14 protein-coding genes are annotated in these 16,425 nt (G+C 52.9%); 12 read left to right on the top strand and 2 right to left on the bottom strand.

Annotation, left to right across the window (positions count from 1 at the left end; all coding sequences use genetic code 11):
* The first annotated feature begins 129 nt into the window (after nt 1–129).
* Nucleotides 130–402, top strand: a complete 273-nt coding sequence (locus BB497_13085) for a DNA-binding protein HU (GenBank protein ID AVI63571.1) — start codon at nt 130–132, stop codon at nt 400–402.
* Between the two features lie 111 nt (nt 403–513).
* The gene (locus BB497_13080) at nt 514–2,331 is read left to right on the top strand and encodes a peptidylprolyl isomerase (protein AVI63570.1); all 1,818 of its coding nucleotides are present in this window, start codon (nt 514–516) and stop codon (nt 2,329–2,331) included.
* A gap of 97 nt (nt 2,332–2,428) precedes the next feature.
* Here BB497_13080 and BB497_13075 read toward each other — a convergent pair whose 3' ends face one another.
* Both BB497_13075 and BB497_13070 read right to left on the bottom strand, forming a co-directional pair.
* Complete coding sequence (locus BB497_13075) at nt 2,429–3,199, bottom strand: UDP-2,3-diacylglucosamine diphosphatase (protein AVI63569.1); 771 nt, start codon at nt 3,197–3,199, stop codon at nt 2,429–2,431.
* Nucleotides 3,200–3,214: 15 nt separating this feature from the next.
* Nucleotides 3,215–3,715 carry a peptidylprolyl isomerase gene (locus BB497_13070; protein ID AVI63568.1) on the bottom strand — a complete coding sequence of 167 codons (501 nt, stop codon included), beginning with the start codon at nt 3,713–3,715 and terminating at the stop codon, nt 3,215–3,217.
* A gap of 156 nt (nt 3,716–3,871) precedes the next feature.
* Here BB497_13070 and BB497_13065 point away from each other — a divergent pair, with 156 nt between their 5' ends.
* The 10 genes from BB497_13065 (at nt 3,872) to BB497_13020 (ending at nt 16,424) form a co-directional block, all read left to right on the top strand.
* Nucleotides 3,872–5,551, top strand: a complete 1,680-nt coding sequence (locus tag BB497_13065) for a glutamine--tRNA ligase (GenBank protein AVI63567.1) — start codon at nt 3,872–3,874, stop codon at nt 5,549–5,551.
* An 11-nt stretch (nt 5,552–5,562) separates the two neighbouring features.
* Nucleotides 5,563–7,011, top strand: a complete 1,449-nt coding sequence (locus BB497_13060) for a cysteine--tRNA ligase (protein ID AVI63566.1) — start codon at nt 5,563–5,565, stop codon at nt 7,009–7,011.
* A 101-nt stretch (nt 7,012–7,112) separates the two neighbouring features.
* The gene (locus BB497_13055) at nt 7,113–8,021 is read left to right on the top strand and encodes an osmoprotectant uptake system substrate-binding protein (GenBank protein AVI63565.1); all 909 of its coding nucleotides are present in this window, start codon (nt 7,113–7,115) and stop codon (nt 8,019–8,021) included.
* 3 nt (nt 8,022–8,024) lie between these two features.
* The gene (locus BB497_13050) at nt 8,025–9,224 is read left to right on the top strand and encodes an ABC transporter permease (protein AVI63564.1); all 1,200 of its coding nucleotides are present in this window, start codon (nt 8,025–8,027) and stop codon (nt 9,222–9,224) included.
* Nucleotides 9,221–10,189 carry an ABC transporter gene (locus BB497_13045; GenBank protein ID AVI63563.1) on the top strand — a complete coding sequence of 323 codons (969 nt, stop codon included), beginning with the start codon at nt 9,221–9,223 and terminating at the stop codon, nt 10,187–10,189. Before BB497_13050 ends, BB497_13045 begins: the two co-directional genes overlap by 4 nt.
* Nucleotides 10,179–10,952 (top strand): osmoprotectant uptake system permease, encoded by a 774-nt coding sequence (locus tag BB497_13040; GenBank protein ID AVI63562.1) that lies wholly within the window; start codon nt 10,179–10,181, stop codon nt 10,950–10,952. Before BB497_13045 ends, BB497_13040 begins: the two co-directional genes overlap by 11 nt.
* Before the next feature lie 133 nt (nt 10,953–11,085).
* Entirely contained in the window at nt 11,086–12,288 is a 1,203-nt protein-coding gene (locus BB497_13035) for a 3-methyl-2-oxobutanoate dehydrogenase (GenBank protein ID AVI63561.1), read from the top strand.
* A 1-nt stretch (nt 12,289) separates the two neighbouring features.
* Nucleotides 12,290–13,267 (top strand): 2-oxoisovalerate dehydrogenase, encoded by a 978-nt coding sequence (locus BB497_13030; protein AVI63560.1) that lies wholly within the window; start codon nt 12,290–12,292, stop codon nt 13,265–13,267.
* 17 nt (nt 13,268–13,284) lie between these two features.
* A complete protein-coding gene (locus BB497_13025) occupies nt 13,285–14,568 on the top strand; it encodes a dihydrolipoamide acetyltransferase (protein ID AVI63559.1) in 1,284 nt (427 codons plus the stop codon).
* Between the two features lie 14 nt (nt 14,569–14,582).
* Nucleotides 14,583–16,424, top strand: coding sequence for a serine/threonine protein kinase (locus BB497_13020; protein AVI63558.1), 1,842 nt, complete (start codon nt 14,583–14,585; stop codon nt 16,422–16,424).
* The last annotated feature ends 1 nt before the right edge of the window (nt 16,425 follow it).

Here is a 16,425-nt window from a genome sequence, read left to right as displayed (position 1 = left end):
CATTCTGCGGCTCGGTCGCTTGACAGGTGTTTCAAGGCATTGCTATAAAACGCAGCTATGCTTTGAGGTTGTAGTACCCGGTGATCGCGCCGTTCAGAGCCATTTTTTGAAACAGTTAAGGGGTGAAGTGTGAATAAGTCCGAGCTGATTGAAGCTATTGCCGCGTCTGCTGATATTCCTAAAGCAGCGGCAACCCGCGCATTGGATGCCATGGTGGAGTCTGTCACCGATAGCCTCAAAAAAGGCGAGAGTGTTTCACTGGTAGGCTTTGGTACTTTCGCGATTAAAGAGCGCGCTGCACGTACAGGCCGGAACCCACAAACGGGTCAGCCAATTCAAATCAGCGCTGCTAAGGTTCCCAGCTTTAAAGCCGGAAAAGCGCTGAAAGACGCCGTCAACTAATTGGCGCGTTTGTTGTAATCTAATGGGCGCATCGCATCCGCGATGCGCCCATGTTATTTTCTAGCCCGTTATTTGGGGCGATGGTTTTTGCTGTAATAATCTGAGGCTAGCATGCTGCAAAGTATTCGAGATGGCTCCAGAAGCTGGGGTGCCAAAATAATCATCGGTGTTATGGTGGCTGCCATGGCACTGTTCGGTATTGAGTCGCTGTTCAGCGTATTCGGCAGTGATCCTAATGAAGTAGCAAGCGTCAATGGCGAGCCGATCATGCGTCAGCAGGTTGAGCTTGAGGTTCAGCGCGCATTACGCTCTGGTCAAGTGCCGCCGGAACAAGAGCGTGCTTTGCGTAATGAAATGCTTGATCAGCTGATTACTCAAAAGCTGTTGACCCAGTATGCAGAGGATGGCGGGTTCTATGTGTCGGATGCCCAGTTAGACCAGATGATTATTGGTCTACCTGAATTCCATGATCAGGATGGCCGCTTCTCATCTGAAGTTTTTCGTAACCGTTTGGCCGGAGCGGGCTATACACCGCTCTCATTCCGAGAAGAGCTCCGGGTAGATATTAAGCGCCAGCACCTTCAGCAAGGTTTAGCATTTAGTGACTTTAGCTTAGCCAGTGAGCAGGAGCGTTTGGCAGAACTGCAGCGCCAGCAGCGTAGCTTCCGTTATTCAATGCTAAGTGCCAATGATGTTGAGCTAGACATCCAAGTTACTGAAGAGCAGATGCAGGCGTATTACGATGCCAATCAGTCACGCTTTGAGCGTCCCGAACAGGTGCGTGTTGAGTATGTGATGATTGATCGTCAGGAAATGGCTGCGGGACGTGATGTCGATGAAGATGCCTTGCGGGCGGCATGGCGCGAACAGAATCGAAACGCTGATCGCCAAGTGTCCCATATTATGGTGACGTTTGGCGGAGATCGCAGCCGTGAAGAAGCCCAGGAACGCGCGGAGGAAGCGTTGCAGGCTTTGGAAGAGGGAGATACCTTCGCTGAAACGGCTTTACGCTACTCCGATGATACTGCCAGTGCAGAAGAGGGTGGCGACTTAGGCGTGATTAGTCGTGGTTTCTTTGGTGATGCCTTTGACGAGGCTGCTTTTGCGCTGAGCGAAGGTGAAACGTCTCAACTGGTAGAAATGGACGGCGCTTTCCATATTTTGCAGGTGACGGGCATAGCAGCGCCAACGTTTGAAGAACAGCGCGATGCGCTTCAGCAGGAAGTAGCGCTGCGTGAAGTGAACGATGACTTTAATCGCCAGGTTCAGCGCTTAATTGACGAAAGTTTTGCGGCTGATGATCTGGAAAGCGTAGCAGATGACCTTGGTTTGATGCTCAATCAGACAGACTGGCTAGCCCGCGGTGAAGGCGAGGGTGCGTTATCCGAACCGGGAGTGCTGGATGAAGCATTCAGTGCTGACGTGCTTGAAGAGGGTTATAACAGCGAAGTGATCGAACTTGACGACGATCGTCGTCTGGTACTTCGCGTCGCCGAGCATCGTGAACCTACCCGTCTAGATTTGGATGATGTGCGCGACGAAGTCGAAAGTGCTGTCGCTGCACAGCAGCGTCAAGAAGCGCTTCAGGACGAGGCTGCGCGTATTATTTCAGCGCTAGAGTCAGGTAGCGAGGTAGATGTTTCATGGCTTGAGGCTGCTAATGTATCGCGGCAGTCTGATACTACATTGCCACAAGCGCTGGTGCAGGAGGTGTTTCGCATGCCTCGTCCTCAAGAAGGGCAAAGTATCTTTCGTGCGATAGCGTTACCGCAAGGTGTGGCGGTGGTCGCATTGGACAGCGTGTCTACCGGAGAGGTGGATGAGCAGATAACCTCTTTTGTGGCGCAAATGGCCGAACAGCTTCGCTCGCAATCAGTCATCCAGGGGTTGATTGATGACCTTCGCAGTAATGCTGATATTGAGCGATAAATATTCAATAGCACCAAAACTAAATAGCTTTAAAACTGAAAAAGCCGATCATGTGATCGGCTTTTTTACTGCATTTTTTTACTGCTACTAACGATAGCTATGGCGGGGAGTGCAGTGCGAACTGGCGAAGCACGGGCATGGCATGGTGTTCAGGTGTTTGCTCAATGATTACATCCCAACCGTGCTGGTTATCCCAGTCACCGAGAACAAACCGTTTAGCCGGCACGTCCTCCACCGTTATGTCATGCACTTTCGGGCGGTGTGTATGGCCGTGAATCATGGTCGATACGCCAAAACGTGCCATCAGCCGCACTACTTCATCATGGGTAACATCCATGATCTCTTCAGCCTTGTTAGCGTTAGCATCCCCCGACTGCATGCGTAAGCTTTTAGCGAGCTCAGAGCGCTGTTCCAGGGGAAGCGCTAATATTTGCGCTTGCCACTGTGGGTCTCGAGATTGTTGGCGAAACTCCATATAGGCCTCATCTCTCGTGCATAAGCTATCGCCATGGAGAATGAGCACGGGTACGCCTTGAAGCTCAACTGCCTGGGCTTCGGGCAGTAAGTTCCCCTGGCAGGCATTAATAAAGCGCTCCCCGATTAAAAAGTCACGGTTGCCATGCAGGAAGTTGACGGCCGTTCCATTGCTGCTAAGCGCTCGTAACCGCTGGATTACGTCATGGGCGATTACGCTCAGGGGGTGCGGCGTGTCGAGCAGGTCATCGCCGATCCAAGCATCAAATAGGTCGCCCAAAATATATAGGGCGTCTGCCCCCGTGGCAGTTTGTTCTAAATAGCGATAAAACCCTTGGTTAATCTCAGGTGTCTCGCTACTCAGGTGCATGTCGGCTACCAACAAAGTACGCATAAGACTCCCGGCGTTTTATTCTGCTTCTTTCACGTACGCACGCTCAATGATCACATCTTCAGCGGGTACGTCCGCATGCATGCCACGGCGGGTAGTGTTAACGCCTTTGATAGCGTTGACTACGTCCATTCCGTCGACCACTTCACCAAATACAGCGTAACCCCAGCCTTGAAGGCTCTTGCCGCTATGGTTTAGGAAGCTATTGTTGCCCACATTAATAAAAAACTGTGCAGTGGCAGAGTGTGGGTCTTGGGTGCGCGCCATAGCGAGCGTGCCTTCGGTATTTTGCAGGCCGTTATCGGCTTCGTTTTCAATAGGATCGCGGGTCGGCTTTTGATTAAACTCTTGGTCGAAACCGCCGCCCTGCACCATGAAACCATCGATGACGCGATGAAAGAGCGTGCCGTCGTAAAATCCTTCGCGCACATATTGCTCAAAGTTAGCAGCGCTAACGGGCGCTTTTTCATGATTAAGCGCAATAGTGATGTCACCGTGGTTGGTCTGTAATACGATCATAGATAAATTCCTGTTCAATAAAGGCGTTCGCCTTGGCGCTGTGCATCGGCGTCACGTTATAATAGCGGTTTTGCCCGGCGCCGCGAAGCGCTAACCCTATTAGCGTAGGCATCGGTTGCCTAGCACGCCATCCACCATGAGGTTATCAACACCACCATGACCAACGAGACCACCCCTGCGCCGAACTTCATCCGCAACCAAGTACGCGAGGAAATTGAGGGCGGCCAGGTCAGTAAAATTGTCACGCGCTTTCCCCCCGAGCCTAATGGCTTTCTGCATATCGGTCACGCTAAGTCGATCTGCCTAAATTTCGGGTTGGCGGAGCAGTTGGGTGGTGAGTGTCACCTACGTTTTGACGACACCAACCCGGCGAAAGAAGAGCAAGCGTATATTGATGCCATTCAGGAAGATGTCAGTTGGCTGGGTTTTGAGTGGGCTGGCCCGGTACGCTTTGCATCAGATTACTTCGACCAGCTCTATATCTGGGCGCAGCACTTAATCCGTGAGGGCAAAGCGTATGTTGACGATTTATCGCCGGACGAAATCCGCGAGTATCGCGGTACCTTAACTGAACCTGGCAAGCCAAGCCCTTACCGCGAGCGTAGCGTTGAAGAGAACCTTGATCTGCTTGAGCGGATGCGTATCGGCGAGTTTGCAGAAGGTGGAAAAGTGCTGCGCGCTAAAATTGATATGGCGTCTCCCAATATTAATTTGCGCGACCCGATCCTCTATCGCGTTCGGCACGCCCACCATCATCAAACTGGGGATAAGTGGAAAATCTACCCCTCTTACGATTTCACCCATGGCCAATCAGATGCTATCGAGGGCATTACCCACTCAATCTGCACGTTGGAATTTGAAGATCACCGCCCGCTTTATGAGTGGTTTTTAAACAACCTTCCAGTGCCAGCGAAACCGCGCCAAATTGAGTTCGCCCGCCTGAATCTTGATTACACGCTAACCTCTAAGCGCAAGTTGAAGCTATTGGTTGATGAGCGCATTGTCGATGGGTGGGACGACCCGCGTATGCCGACAATTTCCGGTATGCGCCGTCGTGGCTACACACCAGCCTCAATTCGTAAGTTCTGTGAAATGATCGGTGTTACCCGGGCTGACGGTGGCTTGGTTGATATCGCCATGCTGACCCATGCGATTCGCTCAGACCTTGAGGACAATGCTCCGCGTGGTATGTGTGTGCTAAAACCGCTTAAGGTGGTGTTGACCAACGTTCCGGAAGACCATGAAGAAGTCTACGAAGTGCCGGGACATCCCGCGCGGGATGATATGGCCGTGCGTAAAGTGCCGTTTGGCCGCGAGCTTTACATCGACCATGATGACTTTATGGAAGATGCCCCTAAAAAGTTCTTCCGCCTAGCGCCGGGGAAAGAAGTGCGGTTGCGCAATAGCTATGTGATTCGCTGCGATGATGTGATTAAGGACGCAGCGGGCGAGGTGACCGAGCTGCACTGCTCAGTAGATTTCGATACCCTGGGCAAAAACCCAGAAGGGCGCAAAGTGAAAGGCGTCATTCATTGGGTGAGCGCGGCCCACGGTGTGCCCATGGAAGTTCGCTTGTATGAAAACCTGTTCTTAGTTGAGCAGCCGGATCGTGACAAAGATGTCGACTTCCTAGAGCACCTCAACCCTGAGTCTCTGACGGTTTGTCAGGCGATTGGTGAGCCTAGTTTGGCCGATGCGGCCCCCGAAGATCGTTTTCAGTTTGAGCGGATGGGGTATTTTTGTGCCGACCGTCACGCCTCCAAACCAGGACAGCCGGTGTTTAACCGGACCGTAGGATTAAAAGATAGCTGGGCGAAAATCAAACAGAAGGGTTAAGGAATAGTCATATGCAGATTTACAATACGCTGACACGCCGCAAAGAACCGTTTACCCCGCTCGTCGCGGGTAAAGTAAGCATGTATGTCTGTGGTATGACGGTGTATGACTATTGTCACCTTGGTCACGCACGAGTCATGGTGGCCTTTGATGTAATTACCCGCTATCTTCGCCATCGCGGTTACGATGTTACCTACGTTCGCAATATCACCGATATAGACGACAAAATCCTTAAGCGCGCTGACGAGAACGGAGAAACGATCAGCGCGCTGACGGAGCGTATGATTGATGCAATGCACGATGATGAAGCGCGCCTAAACGTGCTGCCACCGAGCAGGGAGCCACGCGCTACGGGGCATATTGGCGATATCATCGCGATGATCGAAACACTCATTGATAAAGGCTTTGCTTACCCTGCTAAAAATGGCGATGTCTATTACCGAGTGCGGAAATTTGCGAACTACGGCAAGCTGAATAATCGTCAGCTCGACGATATGCGCTCGGGCGCACGGGTGGACGTGGATGTTCATAAAGAAGATCCGCTCGACTTCGTGCTATGGAAAGCCGCCAAGCCTACTGAGGCACACTGGCCCTCGCCATGGGGAGATGGGCGTCCTGGCTGGCATATCGAGTGCTCTGCCATGTCGACCTGCTGCTTAGGTGATACTTTCGATATTCACGGTGGCGGTCCCGACCTCACGTTTCCTCACCACGAAAATGAAATTGCCCAGTCTGAGGCGGCTACCGGCAAAACCTACGTTAATACGTGGATGCACGCAGGCGCTGTGCGGGTTAATCAGGAAAAGATGTCAAAATCCTTAGGCAACTTTTTCACTATCCGTGACGTGCTGGCAGAGCACGATCCAGAGGTTGTGCGTTATCTGTTAGTGGCCAGCCACTACCGTAGCGCGATTAATTATTCGGTGGATTCACTGGTCGAGGCACGTAAATCGTTGACGCGGTTTTATACGGCACTGGAGGGCGTAGAGGTACAGGAAAGTGTAGGTGAAGAGTTACAGCAGGCGCCAACCAGTGAGGTCGCGTTTATCGCCAGCAAAGAAGAAGTTGCTGCTTATAGCGAACGCTTCACGACGGCGATGGATGATGATTTCAACACACCTGAAGCACTGGCGGTGCTGTTTGATTTAGCCCGTGAGGTTAATCGTGCGAAAGGTGAGTCCCCTCAAAAAGCTCTGCTTCTTGCACTTGAGCTTAAGCGTTTAGCCAGCGTGCTGGGCTTGCTACAGCAGTCGCCCGACACCTTTTTAAAGGGGGCGCAGCAGCACGGCGTTGCGCTAAGCGAGACCGAGATTGAAGCTAAAATTGCCCAGCGCAAAGAGGCTAAAGCCAGTAAAGATTTTGCGCAAGCAGACGCGATCCGCGACGAGTTGGCAGCGCTTGGTATTATTCTAAAAGACTCTCGGGAAGGAACCACGTGGGTTATTGAAGCGCCTCAATAAATCGCAACGTTCAGACGCCGCGAGAGCGGCGTCTGACTTCAACGCAGATGGCTCTTATACTGAAGTGACTGCAAAAGCCGCTTATGAAAAGGACAACTAAGATGCGCTATGTCATGAAACCTATACTCGCCGCTGGCTTATCAGCCCTGGTTTTCTCGGCGGCTAACGCCAGTGATCCGGTTGTCGTTTCTTCCAAGATAGATACGGAAGGATCGGTGCTGGGTGAGTTAATCATTCAAACCTTAGAACGTAACGACATTGCTACTCAAGACCGTTTGCAGCTTGGGGGCACTAGCGTAGTACGTAGTGCGCTACAAGCCGGCGAAATTGATCTTTACCCTGAATATACCGGTAACGGTGCGTTTTTCTTCGATATGACCGATAGCCCGGTGTGGAACAGTGCTGAAGATGCCTACCAAACGGTTAAAGAGCGTGATGCGGAGCAAGGGCTTGTCTGGCTGCAGCCCGCGAGTGCCAATAATACCTGGGCGATGAGTGTTCGAGAAGATGTGGCCACAGCTCATGAGCTGGTCACCCTGGACGATCTTGCCGAATATTTAGCCGAAGGTGGAGTGTTTAAATTTGCCGCCAGCGCGGAGTTTGTCGAATCTGAACAAGCGCTTCCGGCCTTTCAAGAAGCCTATGGGTTCGAGCTAAGCGGCGATCAATTGCTAGTGCTATCCGGCGGTAACACGGCAGCGACAATGCGCGCCGCTGCGCAGCAAACGAGTGGTGTCAATGCGGCGATGACCTATGGTACTGATGGTGGTTTGAGTGCGCTTGGCTTGGTGGTGCTGGAAGACTCCAGAGGCGTACAGCCGGTTTATCAACCCGCCCCTGTTGTGCGTGCAGGCGTCTTAGAGGCGCATCCCCGTATTGAAGCGCTGCTTAACGATGTGTTTGCGACGCTGGATTTAGTCACGCTGCAGTCCTTAAATGCTGACGTAGCGGTTAATGGCTTATCGCCTAACCAAGTGGCACGTGATTACCTTGATAGCTTGGATGACTAATGAATGCCGTTAACTGATGCGCTGCCCATCGCTAAGCTGAATCAGCGCATATGGCACCCTAATGCGGTGCTGTTGAGTTTAAGCCTAGTGATGTTGGCGGTTATCTGGCTGTTAAACCCGGTCAGTGTTGCTCCCAACCGAATTGTACCAGGTACCTCTTACCACCTATTAGACGCAGTGGGGTGGTTTGGGGCGCTACTCATCTCATTATTGATAAGTGCGCTGGCTGCATTGGCGCTGCTTCCAACGCAGGCTAACTACCGGGCAATGTTGGCACTAGTAATTGTCATGCTGTTACTTATGCCGTTTGGCCTGATGGTCGCTAGTCATTGGTTAGTAGACCCTGATCTCCCTCAAGCGCGTTTAAGCATTGGCGCCGCTTCCTGGTCGCTGCTGTTTATACTGTTACTCTGCCTGGTAGAGCTACGTCTTCGGCTGGGTTTGTCTCGACTTGCGACCACGCTGTTATTGAGCTGCGTGGGTGTTGTGTGGTGGTTGAGTGCTTCGTTGTGGCTGCAGAATATGGCGCTGGTGCAGGAATTTCAGGCCCGTGAGCAGCAGTTTTGGCGCGCCACGCTTCAACATATTCATTTAGTCAGCACGGCGGTGGGGGTGAGCGTTGTGGCAGGTTTGCTGTTAGCAATGCTAATGCGACGCTATGCCAAGCTACAAAAAATTGCTTTTTCTCTGCTGAGTTTTTTACAAACCATTCCCAGTATCGCACTATTTGGCCTGCTACTGGCGCCTCTGGCATGGGTAGCGGCTAACCTTCCGTTTTTAGCAAAGCTCGGGGTGAGTGGAATTGGTACCACGCCCGCGTTAATCGCGCTGATCACATACAGTTTATTGCCTATGGTGCGTAATACTTACATCGCGCTGGAAGAGGTAAGTAGTGACACCTTGGAAGCGGCTAAAGCGATGGGAATGCGCAGTAGCCAACGCTTTTGGCAGGTACGCTTTCCTTTGGCCTTGCCGGTGCTGTTAGAGGGCGTACGTATTACCACTGTCCAAGCGATAGGCTTAACCGCAGTAGCGGCATTGATTGGTGCAGGAGGGCTGGGCACCTTTATTTTTCAGGGACTAGGCCAGGCTGCGATGGATATGGTGCTACTTGGTGCTCTCCCTATTTTATTACTAGCGTTGGTCGTTGACGCTGGCTTAGGGGCGTTGGCCGACGCGCTGCGTCCCGGAGGACATGAATGATAGAGCTTTCCCATGTATCAAAGCACTTTGGTGAAGAAGCCGCCGTTGATGATATATCGCTGCGTGTTGCCAAGGGAAAGTTCTGTGCGTTGGTCGGTACCTCTGGCTGTGGTAAGTCCACCACCCTACGTATGATTAACCGCCTCATCGAACATAGCGCAGGCGACATCCTGCTTGACGGTCAGGCTATCCAGAGTTACGACCCCGTAAAGCTTCGCCGACGTATTGGTTATGTCATCCAAAGTACCGGACTTTTCCCCCACTGGACGGTCGCGCGTAATATTGGTTTGGTACCCAGGCTTTTGAAGTGGCCGCGTGACGAGGTCACCGCGCGAGTAGAAGAACTCATGGGAATGCTGGGTCTGCCGATAGAAGAGTTTGCCCATAAATATCCTCATCAGCTGTCGGGAGGCCAGGCTCAGCGTGTGGGCGTTGCCCGGGCGTTAGCCGCCAATCCTGATATTCTATTAATGGATGAGCCGTTTGGCGCCCTTGATCCTATCACCCGTGAAAAACTTCAGGATGAAATGGTCAAGCTTCAGGCGCGCCTGCATAAAACAGTGGTGTTCGTGACCCACGATATGGATGAGGCCCTAAAGCTTGCCGATCATTTAGTGGTGATGCGCAACGGACGAATTGTCCAACAGGGAACGCCGCTGGCGCTATTGCAGCACCCGGAAGACCCTTTCGTCGATTCGCTGCTAGGGGGGCTTGAGCGGGGCCTGAAACAGGCAGCGCTGACCCGAGTGAAAGATCACATGACCTCTCTTGGGCAAAGCCTACCGGCTCAGTCGCGAGTGCCTGCTGAGTACTCTCTCCGTCAGGCGCTTTCCATGATGCTGCGCGACCATTGTGACCGGCTTACGGTGGTAGACCAGCAAGATATGCCGATCGGAGAGCTCTCGTTGCGAAAAATTGTTAAAGAAGCGCAGCTAGATAAGGTTAGTGCACGCGATGCTTACTAGTCGGCGTATTGAGCCTTCATCAAACGCTCACCATGGGTGGGTGTTACCCCTTATTTGGGGCGTGCTGTTAGTTGCTGCTGTGTTAGTTATGCCCTATCTGGAGAGCGTGTTCCGCTGGTTGGAGCCTGATGCACGTCAGGTCATATATCGCCGGGCTGAGTTTTCTAATCTATTAGGTCGCCACTTATTGGTGGTGGGGGTCGCAGCGGTGGTCACGGTCTTAGTGGGGGTGCTGGCAGGAATTGCGGTTACCCGCAAACGTGGGCAAGATTTTTTACCGCTAGTTGGGCAGTTAGCTTCCATCGGGCAGACGTTTCCGCCTGTGGCTGTATTGGCGCTAGCAGTGCCTACGCTGGGCTTTGGTACGCTGCCTATTATCGTCGCGCTGATGCTTTATGGGCTGCTGCCTATTGTGCGTAATACCTTGGCGGGTCTCCAGGGGGTAAGCGCTGATATCAAACAGGCAGCGCTTGCCATGGGCATGACTCCCTGGCAAGTATTGCATCGCGTTGAGCTGCCCTTAGCCGCACCCGTGATACTGGCGGGTGTTCGAACATCGGTAACGATTAACATCGCAACCGCTGCCTTAGGCGCGACGGTGGGTGCCAGTAACTTAGGTGACCCCATTATTGCCGGCATTGTGAATGGCAATATGGCCTATGTAGTGCAGGGGGCCTTGCTCATAGCACTGCTAGCGTTGACAGTGGACAGCCTCTTCGATGCTTACCAACAAACCCTACGTTCCCGCCTTTCTGCGTCTTAAGTTGTATCCCCTAAAGTAGCCTACTGAGTTAATGTCCTTGTGTTGCGTTGATCGCTGTCAGATAAATCCACTGGCATAAAAGGTCAGCACCGACAACACTGCCCTCAAAAGGGGCAAAACAAGGATAATAATGATGACACAGTACGTACATCAGCCGCTCTTCTTGACCGGTGACGAGTTTACAATTGACACTTTTAGTTTGCTCGACCCAGAGGGCGAGCTTTATGAAGGTGCCAGTGAGCCAGCCCTTGAGCGTGACCACGCGAGACGGCTCTATCAAGCGATGCTAGCAACCCGCATTCTTGATGAACGCATGCTAGCCGCTCAGCGCCAGGGGCGGCTTAGTTTCTACATGCAGTGCACGGGTGAGGAGGCAGCCGTCGTCGGGGCAACTGCCGCACTTAACGACGCTGATATGATCATGGCGCAATATCGTGAGCAGGGCGCTTTGATGTACCGCGGCTTCTCCATTGACGAATTCATGAACCAGCTCTTTGGTAACGAGCTGGATTATGGAAAGGGTCGGCAAATGCCGATCCACTATGGCTCGCGCAAGCTGCACTACATGACGATTTCCTCCCCCCTTGCTACGCAAATTCCTCAGGCGACTGGCTATGCTTACGGCCAAAAACTGGCGGGGGATGGCCACTGCACGCTGACCTTCTTTGGCGAAGGCGCCGCCTCTGAAGGGGATTTTCACGCCGCACTCAATATGGCCTCGGTGCATCAAGTGCCAGTGATTTTCTTCTGCCGTAACAACGGTTATGCCATTTCGACGCCTTCTACGGAACAGTTCGCCGCCGATGGAATTGCGCCGCGGGCATTCGGCTACCACATGCATGTTATTCGTGTGGACGGTAATGATGCACTAGCGGTGTTTGAAGCGACTACCCAGGCCCGTAAAATTGCCGTAGAGAAAAACCAGCCTGTGTTGATTGAGGCAATGTCCTATCGGCTTGCGGCTCACTCTTCCTCTGATGACCCTTCCGGCTATCGCTCGAAGGAGGAAGAAGAGATATGGAGAGCGAAAGACCCACTGCTGCGCCTGCAAAAGTGGCTCGTTAAAAAGGGCTGGTGGAGTGAAGAAGAGGAGGCTGCCCAGCAAGAGAGCCTGCGAAGAGAGGTGCTCGACACCCTGAAACGAGCTGAAAAACGCCCGCCGCCGCCGCTGGACTCATTGATTAGCGATGTCTACGCCGATGTCACCCCCGCGCTACAACGTCAGCTAGACCAGCTCAAGCGTCATATTCGTCGCTACCCAGACGCGTACCCGAAAGGTGCCAAGTCTCTTGACCTGGATGTTGATACGGCCACTGATTCCCAGGGGGATGCGTAAAATGCCTACGATGAATATGTTACAGGCGATTAATAACGCCCTTGATATCGCCATGGCCGAAGATGAAAAAGTGATCTGCTTTGGTGAAGACGTCGGGGTATTTGGTGGGGTTTTTCGTGCCACCAGCCATTTACAGGAAAAATATGGCAAAGCTCGCTGTTTCAACACGCCGCTGGTGGAGCAGGGAATCATCGGCTTTGCTAACGGCTTAGCCGCACAAGGCTCGGTGCCCGTTGCGGAAATTCAGTTTGCCGATTATATCTTTCCTGCGTTTGACCAAATTGTTAATGAAACAGCCAAGTTCCGATATCGGTCGGGAGATTTGTTTAACGTAGGCGGTTTAACCATCCGCACGCCCTACGGCGGCGGTATTTCAGGCGGTCTCTATCACTCGCAATCTCCAGAAGCGTACTTCACGCATACGCCAGGCCTGAAAGTGGTGGTGCCCCGCAACCCCTATCAAGCTAAAGGGTTGTTGTTGGCGGCTATTCGCGACCCAGACCCCGTGCTTTTTCTTGAGCCTAAGCGACTCTACCGTGCAGCGGTAGGCGACGTGCCGGAAGAGGATTATCAACTGCCGATAGGTGAAGCTGAGATTGTCAAAGAGGGCAGTGACATCACGCTAGTGGGCTGGGGCGCGCAGATGGAGGTTATTGGTAAAGCCGCAGAGCTTGCCGAAGAGCAAGGTATTTCCTGTGAGGTTATTGACCTAAGATCCCTGCTGCCGTGGGACGAAGATACGGTGGCGGAGTCAGTGCTCAAAACCGGACGCTTGATTGTTAGCCACGAAGCCCCCTTAACCGGCGGCTTTGCAGGAGAAATTGCTGCGACCATTCAAGAGCGTTGTTTTCTCTATCTGGAATCGCCCATTTCACGGGTGACTGGGCTGGATACGCCATTCCCGCTAGTGCTGGAAAAAGAGTATCTGCCCGACCATCTGAAAATTTTTGAAGCGATTCGCGAAAGCGTTAACTTTTAGCGCCAGGGAGAAAAATAATGAGCGATTTTATGCTGCCGGATATCGGTGAAGGCATTGTTGAGTGCGAAGTCGTTGAATGGCGCGTTGCTGAAGGTGATCGAATTGAAGAAGACCAGCCAATTGTTGAGGTAATGACCGACAAAGCGCTGGTAGAGATTACTGCACCAGAGCCAGGCATCGTCACTAAGCTCTATGTGCCCCAGGGCCAAGTGGCCAAGGTGCATGCGCCACTGTATGCCTATCAGTTAGAAAGTGAGGTAACGGGCGGGACAGGGCAAAGCAGCGATGCTGATACAGCGGAAGCGCCCAAAGCAGCTGCGCAAGCGCATTCGGCGCCTAAATCCAGGGAATCATCGTCGTCACATGCTGCACCGAGCAATTCCATGGGTAAAACCACCATGGGAAAAGTACCCGCTAGCCCCGCGGTTCGTCGTTTGGTACGGGAACATGAGCTGCAGTTAAACGACATTTCAGGTAGCGGTAAAGATGGCCGGGTATTAAAAGAGGATGTGCTGGCGCACCTTGACCAAACGGCGCTAGTGCCAGCATCTGCAAACCAAGTGAGTGGCCAGCCTTTGGTGCGAAGCGAACCACAGACGCCTAGGGTTGAGCCGCTGCGTGGCGTGCGAGCGGTGATGGCCAAGCGAATGGTTGAGTCTGCAAGCACCATTCCGCACTTTCACTACGGCGAAGAGATTGACGTTACCGAGCTGCTAGCCCTGCGCGAGCGCTTAAAGCCACAAGTAGAGGCCCTGGGCGAACGCTTGACGCTGATGCCTTTCTTTATGAAAGCGATGGCGCTTGCCGTTGCCCAAGCACCGATCGTTAATGCCCAGCTTAATGCCGCAGGTGACGAGCTTCACTACTATGCCCAGTGCAATATCGGTATGGCAGTAGATAGTAAAGCGGGCTTACTGGTGCCTAATGTCAAAGGCGTTGAGCAACTGACGCTGCTGGATATAGCCCGTGAAGTAGGGCGGTTAACCACCTCCGCGAGAGAGGGCCGCGTAGATCAGGCAGACCTAAAAGGCGGCACCATCAGCATTTCCAATATCGGAGCGCTGGGTGGGACCTATGCAGCGCCGATTATTAATGCCCCTGAAGCGGCTATTGTGGCCATTGGCAAAACCCAGTGGCTGCCGCGCTTTGATGAGCATGGTGCGGTGCAGCGTCGGGCGATTATGACGATCACCTGGGCAGGAGACCACCGCTTTATTGATGGTGGTACCATCGCGCGTTTCTGTAACGCTTGGAAAGGTTTTTTAGAAGCGCCGGAAACCATGCTGCTGCACTTGGGCTAGGTGCACGTTAACCCATGACTCAGGCACCGCTTCAGCAGTTTTATATACCTGAAGAGCAGTCGGTATATCTGCTAAGCCACCATGATGCCCGTAAGCTCAAAGACTGGGTGGCGCTGTGCCAAACACAGCTCACCCAGCTTGGCTACACGGGAATTGAGCTTATCGGCAAAGGTGCCTATGGGTTCGTATTTGCGGGCAGTGCGCTTGAGCAAGGTGTACCTGCCCACTACGTTTTCAAGTTTTCGCGTATTACCCTACCCGCGCATCTGCAAGAACGCCTCGAAGAAGAAGCGTTTATGCTCGATCAAGTGGCCCACCCGCTGATTCCTAAACTAGTGGCCTACCAGCGTGCGAGAGGCCAGTCAATCCTGGTGATGGAGCGTGCGCCAGGCTGGAACCTGGAGCAGGTCTCGCTCAAAGAGGGGAAGCTTTCTCCCCGCTTAATTATCCGCATTGCCGTTCAACTGGCAGATATTCTGACAACGCTTCGCCGTGAAGCAGGCCCTAATGCCCGCCCCGTCGTGCACGGTGACATCAAGCCTTCTAATTTGGTGTTTAACCCCTCAACCGAGCAGGTCGCGCTGATTGACTGGGGCTCCTCTGTGTTTGCGCAACTGGATGAAAAGCTGCAGTTTGTAGGCGCGAATGTGATGGAGCTGATGTCGGATAACTTGCAGCAAACGAACGCCCGCTTAGGGGATGTCTACTTTATAGGGGAGGAGCAGCTTAACGGGGCACTCTCGTCGCCGCGCTTTGACGAGCAGGGCGTGGCGGGCACGCTTTATGCGCTCGCCTCAGCACAATCCTGCCGTTTTGGGCATCGTGCCATCCCGGCAAGCTCACTGGGGCTGCCAATGGAGTTTGCCCGCACCTTAGACGGTATGCTGGACCCTGACCCGCAAATGCGTCGGCGTGCTGGGGACTATTTTTTAAGCGCCATGCCACGACTAGCCCAAGGGGTGATGATTGACCTACCCGTTACACCACAAACACCGCTTGTGCCGGTATGGGGGCGTCCCGCGCGACAAGAAATAGACACAGTGGTGTATAGCTCGCGCAAAGCCTTTCTACGTGAAGCGAACGCGGAAGAAACGCTTAACGACGTTAATGATGTGCAGCTGGACCGCTATTACAAGCAGTTTATGCAGGGCATGGGAGAGACCGAAAAGGCTTTTCTGGCCTCGGTGAGCCGTTTGGGAAAATACCCCGTGGTGGGCGGCCTAGCAGTGCGTTGGGAGCGGGAAGGTGTCTATATCGATTCGTCACTTAATCTGCACGACCCGGCGTTAAAAACTGCCTTTATCGAAGCGGTTAATAACATGGTGCATTTGGCCCGTGCTATTCATCGTCAGGGGATTTTCAAAAGCTGCCTGTTTAATGCCCGCCAGACGCTGCACTTAGAACGCGACAGTGTGCAGGCGTCATTTCATTGTGAGCCGGGCATGGTGATTAGCTATGAACTTAGCGCGGCGCCTGAAATGGAAGACCGCACTCGTCAGCATAGTTACTTTGAAGATGGTCCTGATCCAGAAGAGCTTCTTGCGCTTCCCAACAGCATTATGCAGATATTAAAGCGGCTTAATGAGATTCATCATACGGGGATGATTATCTTCGAAGCACTGCCTAAGCATCTTAAAATCCACAGCTATTATCGGTTACTTGATCCTAGCCGCGAGCAAGAGTTTTGCAGCTTGCTGGCGCGTATGCTGGACTCCGTTAGCCAGATCGAGGGGCTTGGGGTGTCTGGGTTTATGAAAATGCCCTATAAAGATACGCGGTTTTTCACCCACCTTGAGCGTCAGCCCGAGCACTACTACCCTAAAAACCCTCGGGCGTTCCTAAGAAAGCACTCATAAA

The sequence above is a fragment of the Halomonas sp. GFAJ-1 genome, from assembly GCA_002966495.1.
In the GTDB taxonomy this organism is placed as follows: domain Bacteria; phylum Pseudomonadota; class Gammaproteobacteria; order Pseudomonadales; family Halomonadaceae; genus Vreelandella.
This window is presented reverse-complemented; position numbering and strand designations above follow the sequence as displayed.

Bases quoted from the DNA above. Each gene is read 5' to 3' on its own strand.
- BB497_13080 (AVI63570.1), top strand. From the start codon at position 514: ATGCTGCAAAGTATTCGAGATGGCTCCAGAAGCTGGGGTGCCAAAATA.
- BB497_13075 (AVI63569.1), bottom strand. From the start codon at position 3,199: ATGCGTACTTTGTTGGTAGCCGACATGCACCTGAGTAGCGAGACACCT.
- BB497_13070 (AVI63568.1), bottom strand. From the start codon at position 3,715: ATGATCGTATTACAGACCAACCACGGTGACATCACTATTGCGCTTAAT.
- BB497_13065 (AVI63567.1), top strand. From the start codon at position 3,872: ATGACCAACGAGACCACCCCTGCGCCGAACTTCATCCGCAACCAAGTA.
- BB497_13060 (AVI63566.1), top strand. From the start codon at position 5,563: ATGCAGATTTACAATACGCTGACACGCCGCAAAGAACCGTTTACCCCG.
- BB497_13055 (AVI63565.1), top strand. From the start codon at position 7,113: ATGCGCTATGTCATGAAACCTATACTCGCCGCTGGCTTATCAGCCCTG.
- BB497_13050 (AVI63564.1), top strand. From the start codon at position 8,025: ATGCCGTTAACTGATGCGCTGCCCATCGCTAAGCTGAATCAGCGCATA.
- BB497_13045 (AVI63563.1), top strand. From the start codon at position 9,221: ATGATAGAGCTTTCCCATGTATCAAAGCACTTTGGTGAAGAAGCCGCC.
- BB497_13040 (AVI63562.1), top strand. From the start codon at position 10,179: ATGCTTACTAGTCGGCGTATTGAGCCTTCATCAAACGCTCACCATGGG.
- BB497_13035 (AVI63561.1), top strand. From the start codon at position 11,086: ATGACACAGTACGTACATCAGCCGCTCTTCTTGACCGGTGACGAGTTT.
- BB497_13030 (AVI63560.1), top strand. From the start codon at position 12,290: ATGCCTACGATGAATATGTTACAGGCGATTAATAACGCCCTTGATATC.
- BB497_13025 (AVI63559.1), top strand. From the start codon at position 13,285: ATGAGCGATTTTATGCTGCCGGATATCGGTGAAGGCATTGTTGAGTGC.
- BB497_13020 (AVI63558.1), top strand. From the start codon at position 14,583: ATGACTCAGGCACCGCTTCAGCAGTTTTATATACCTGAAGAGCAGTCG.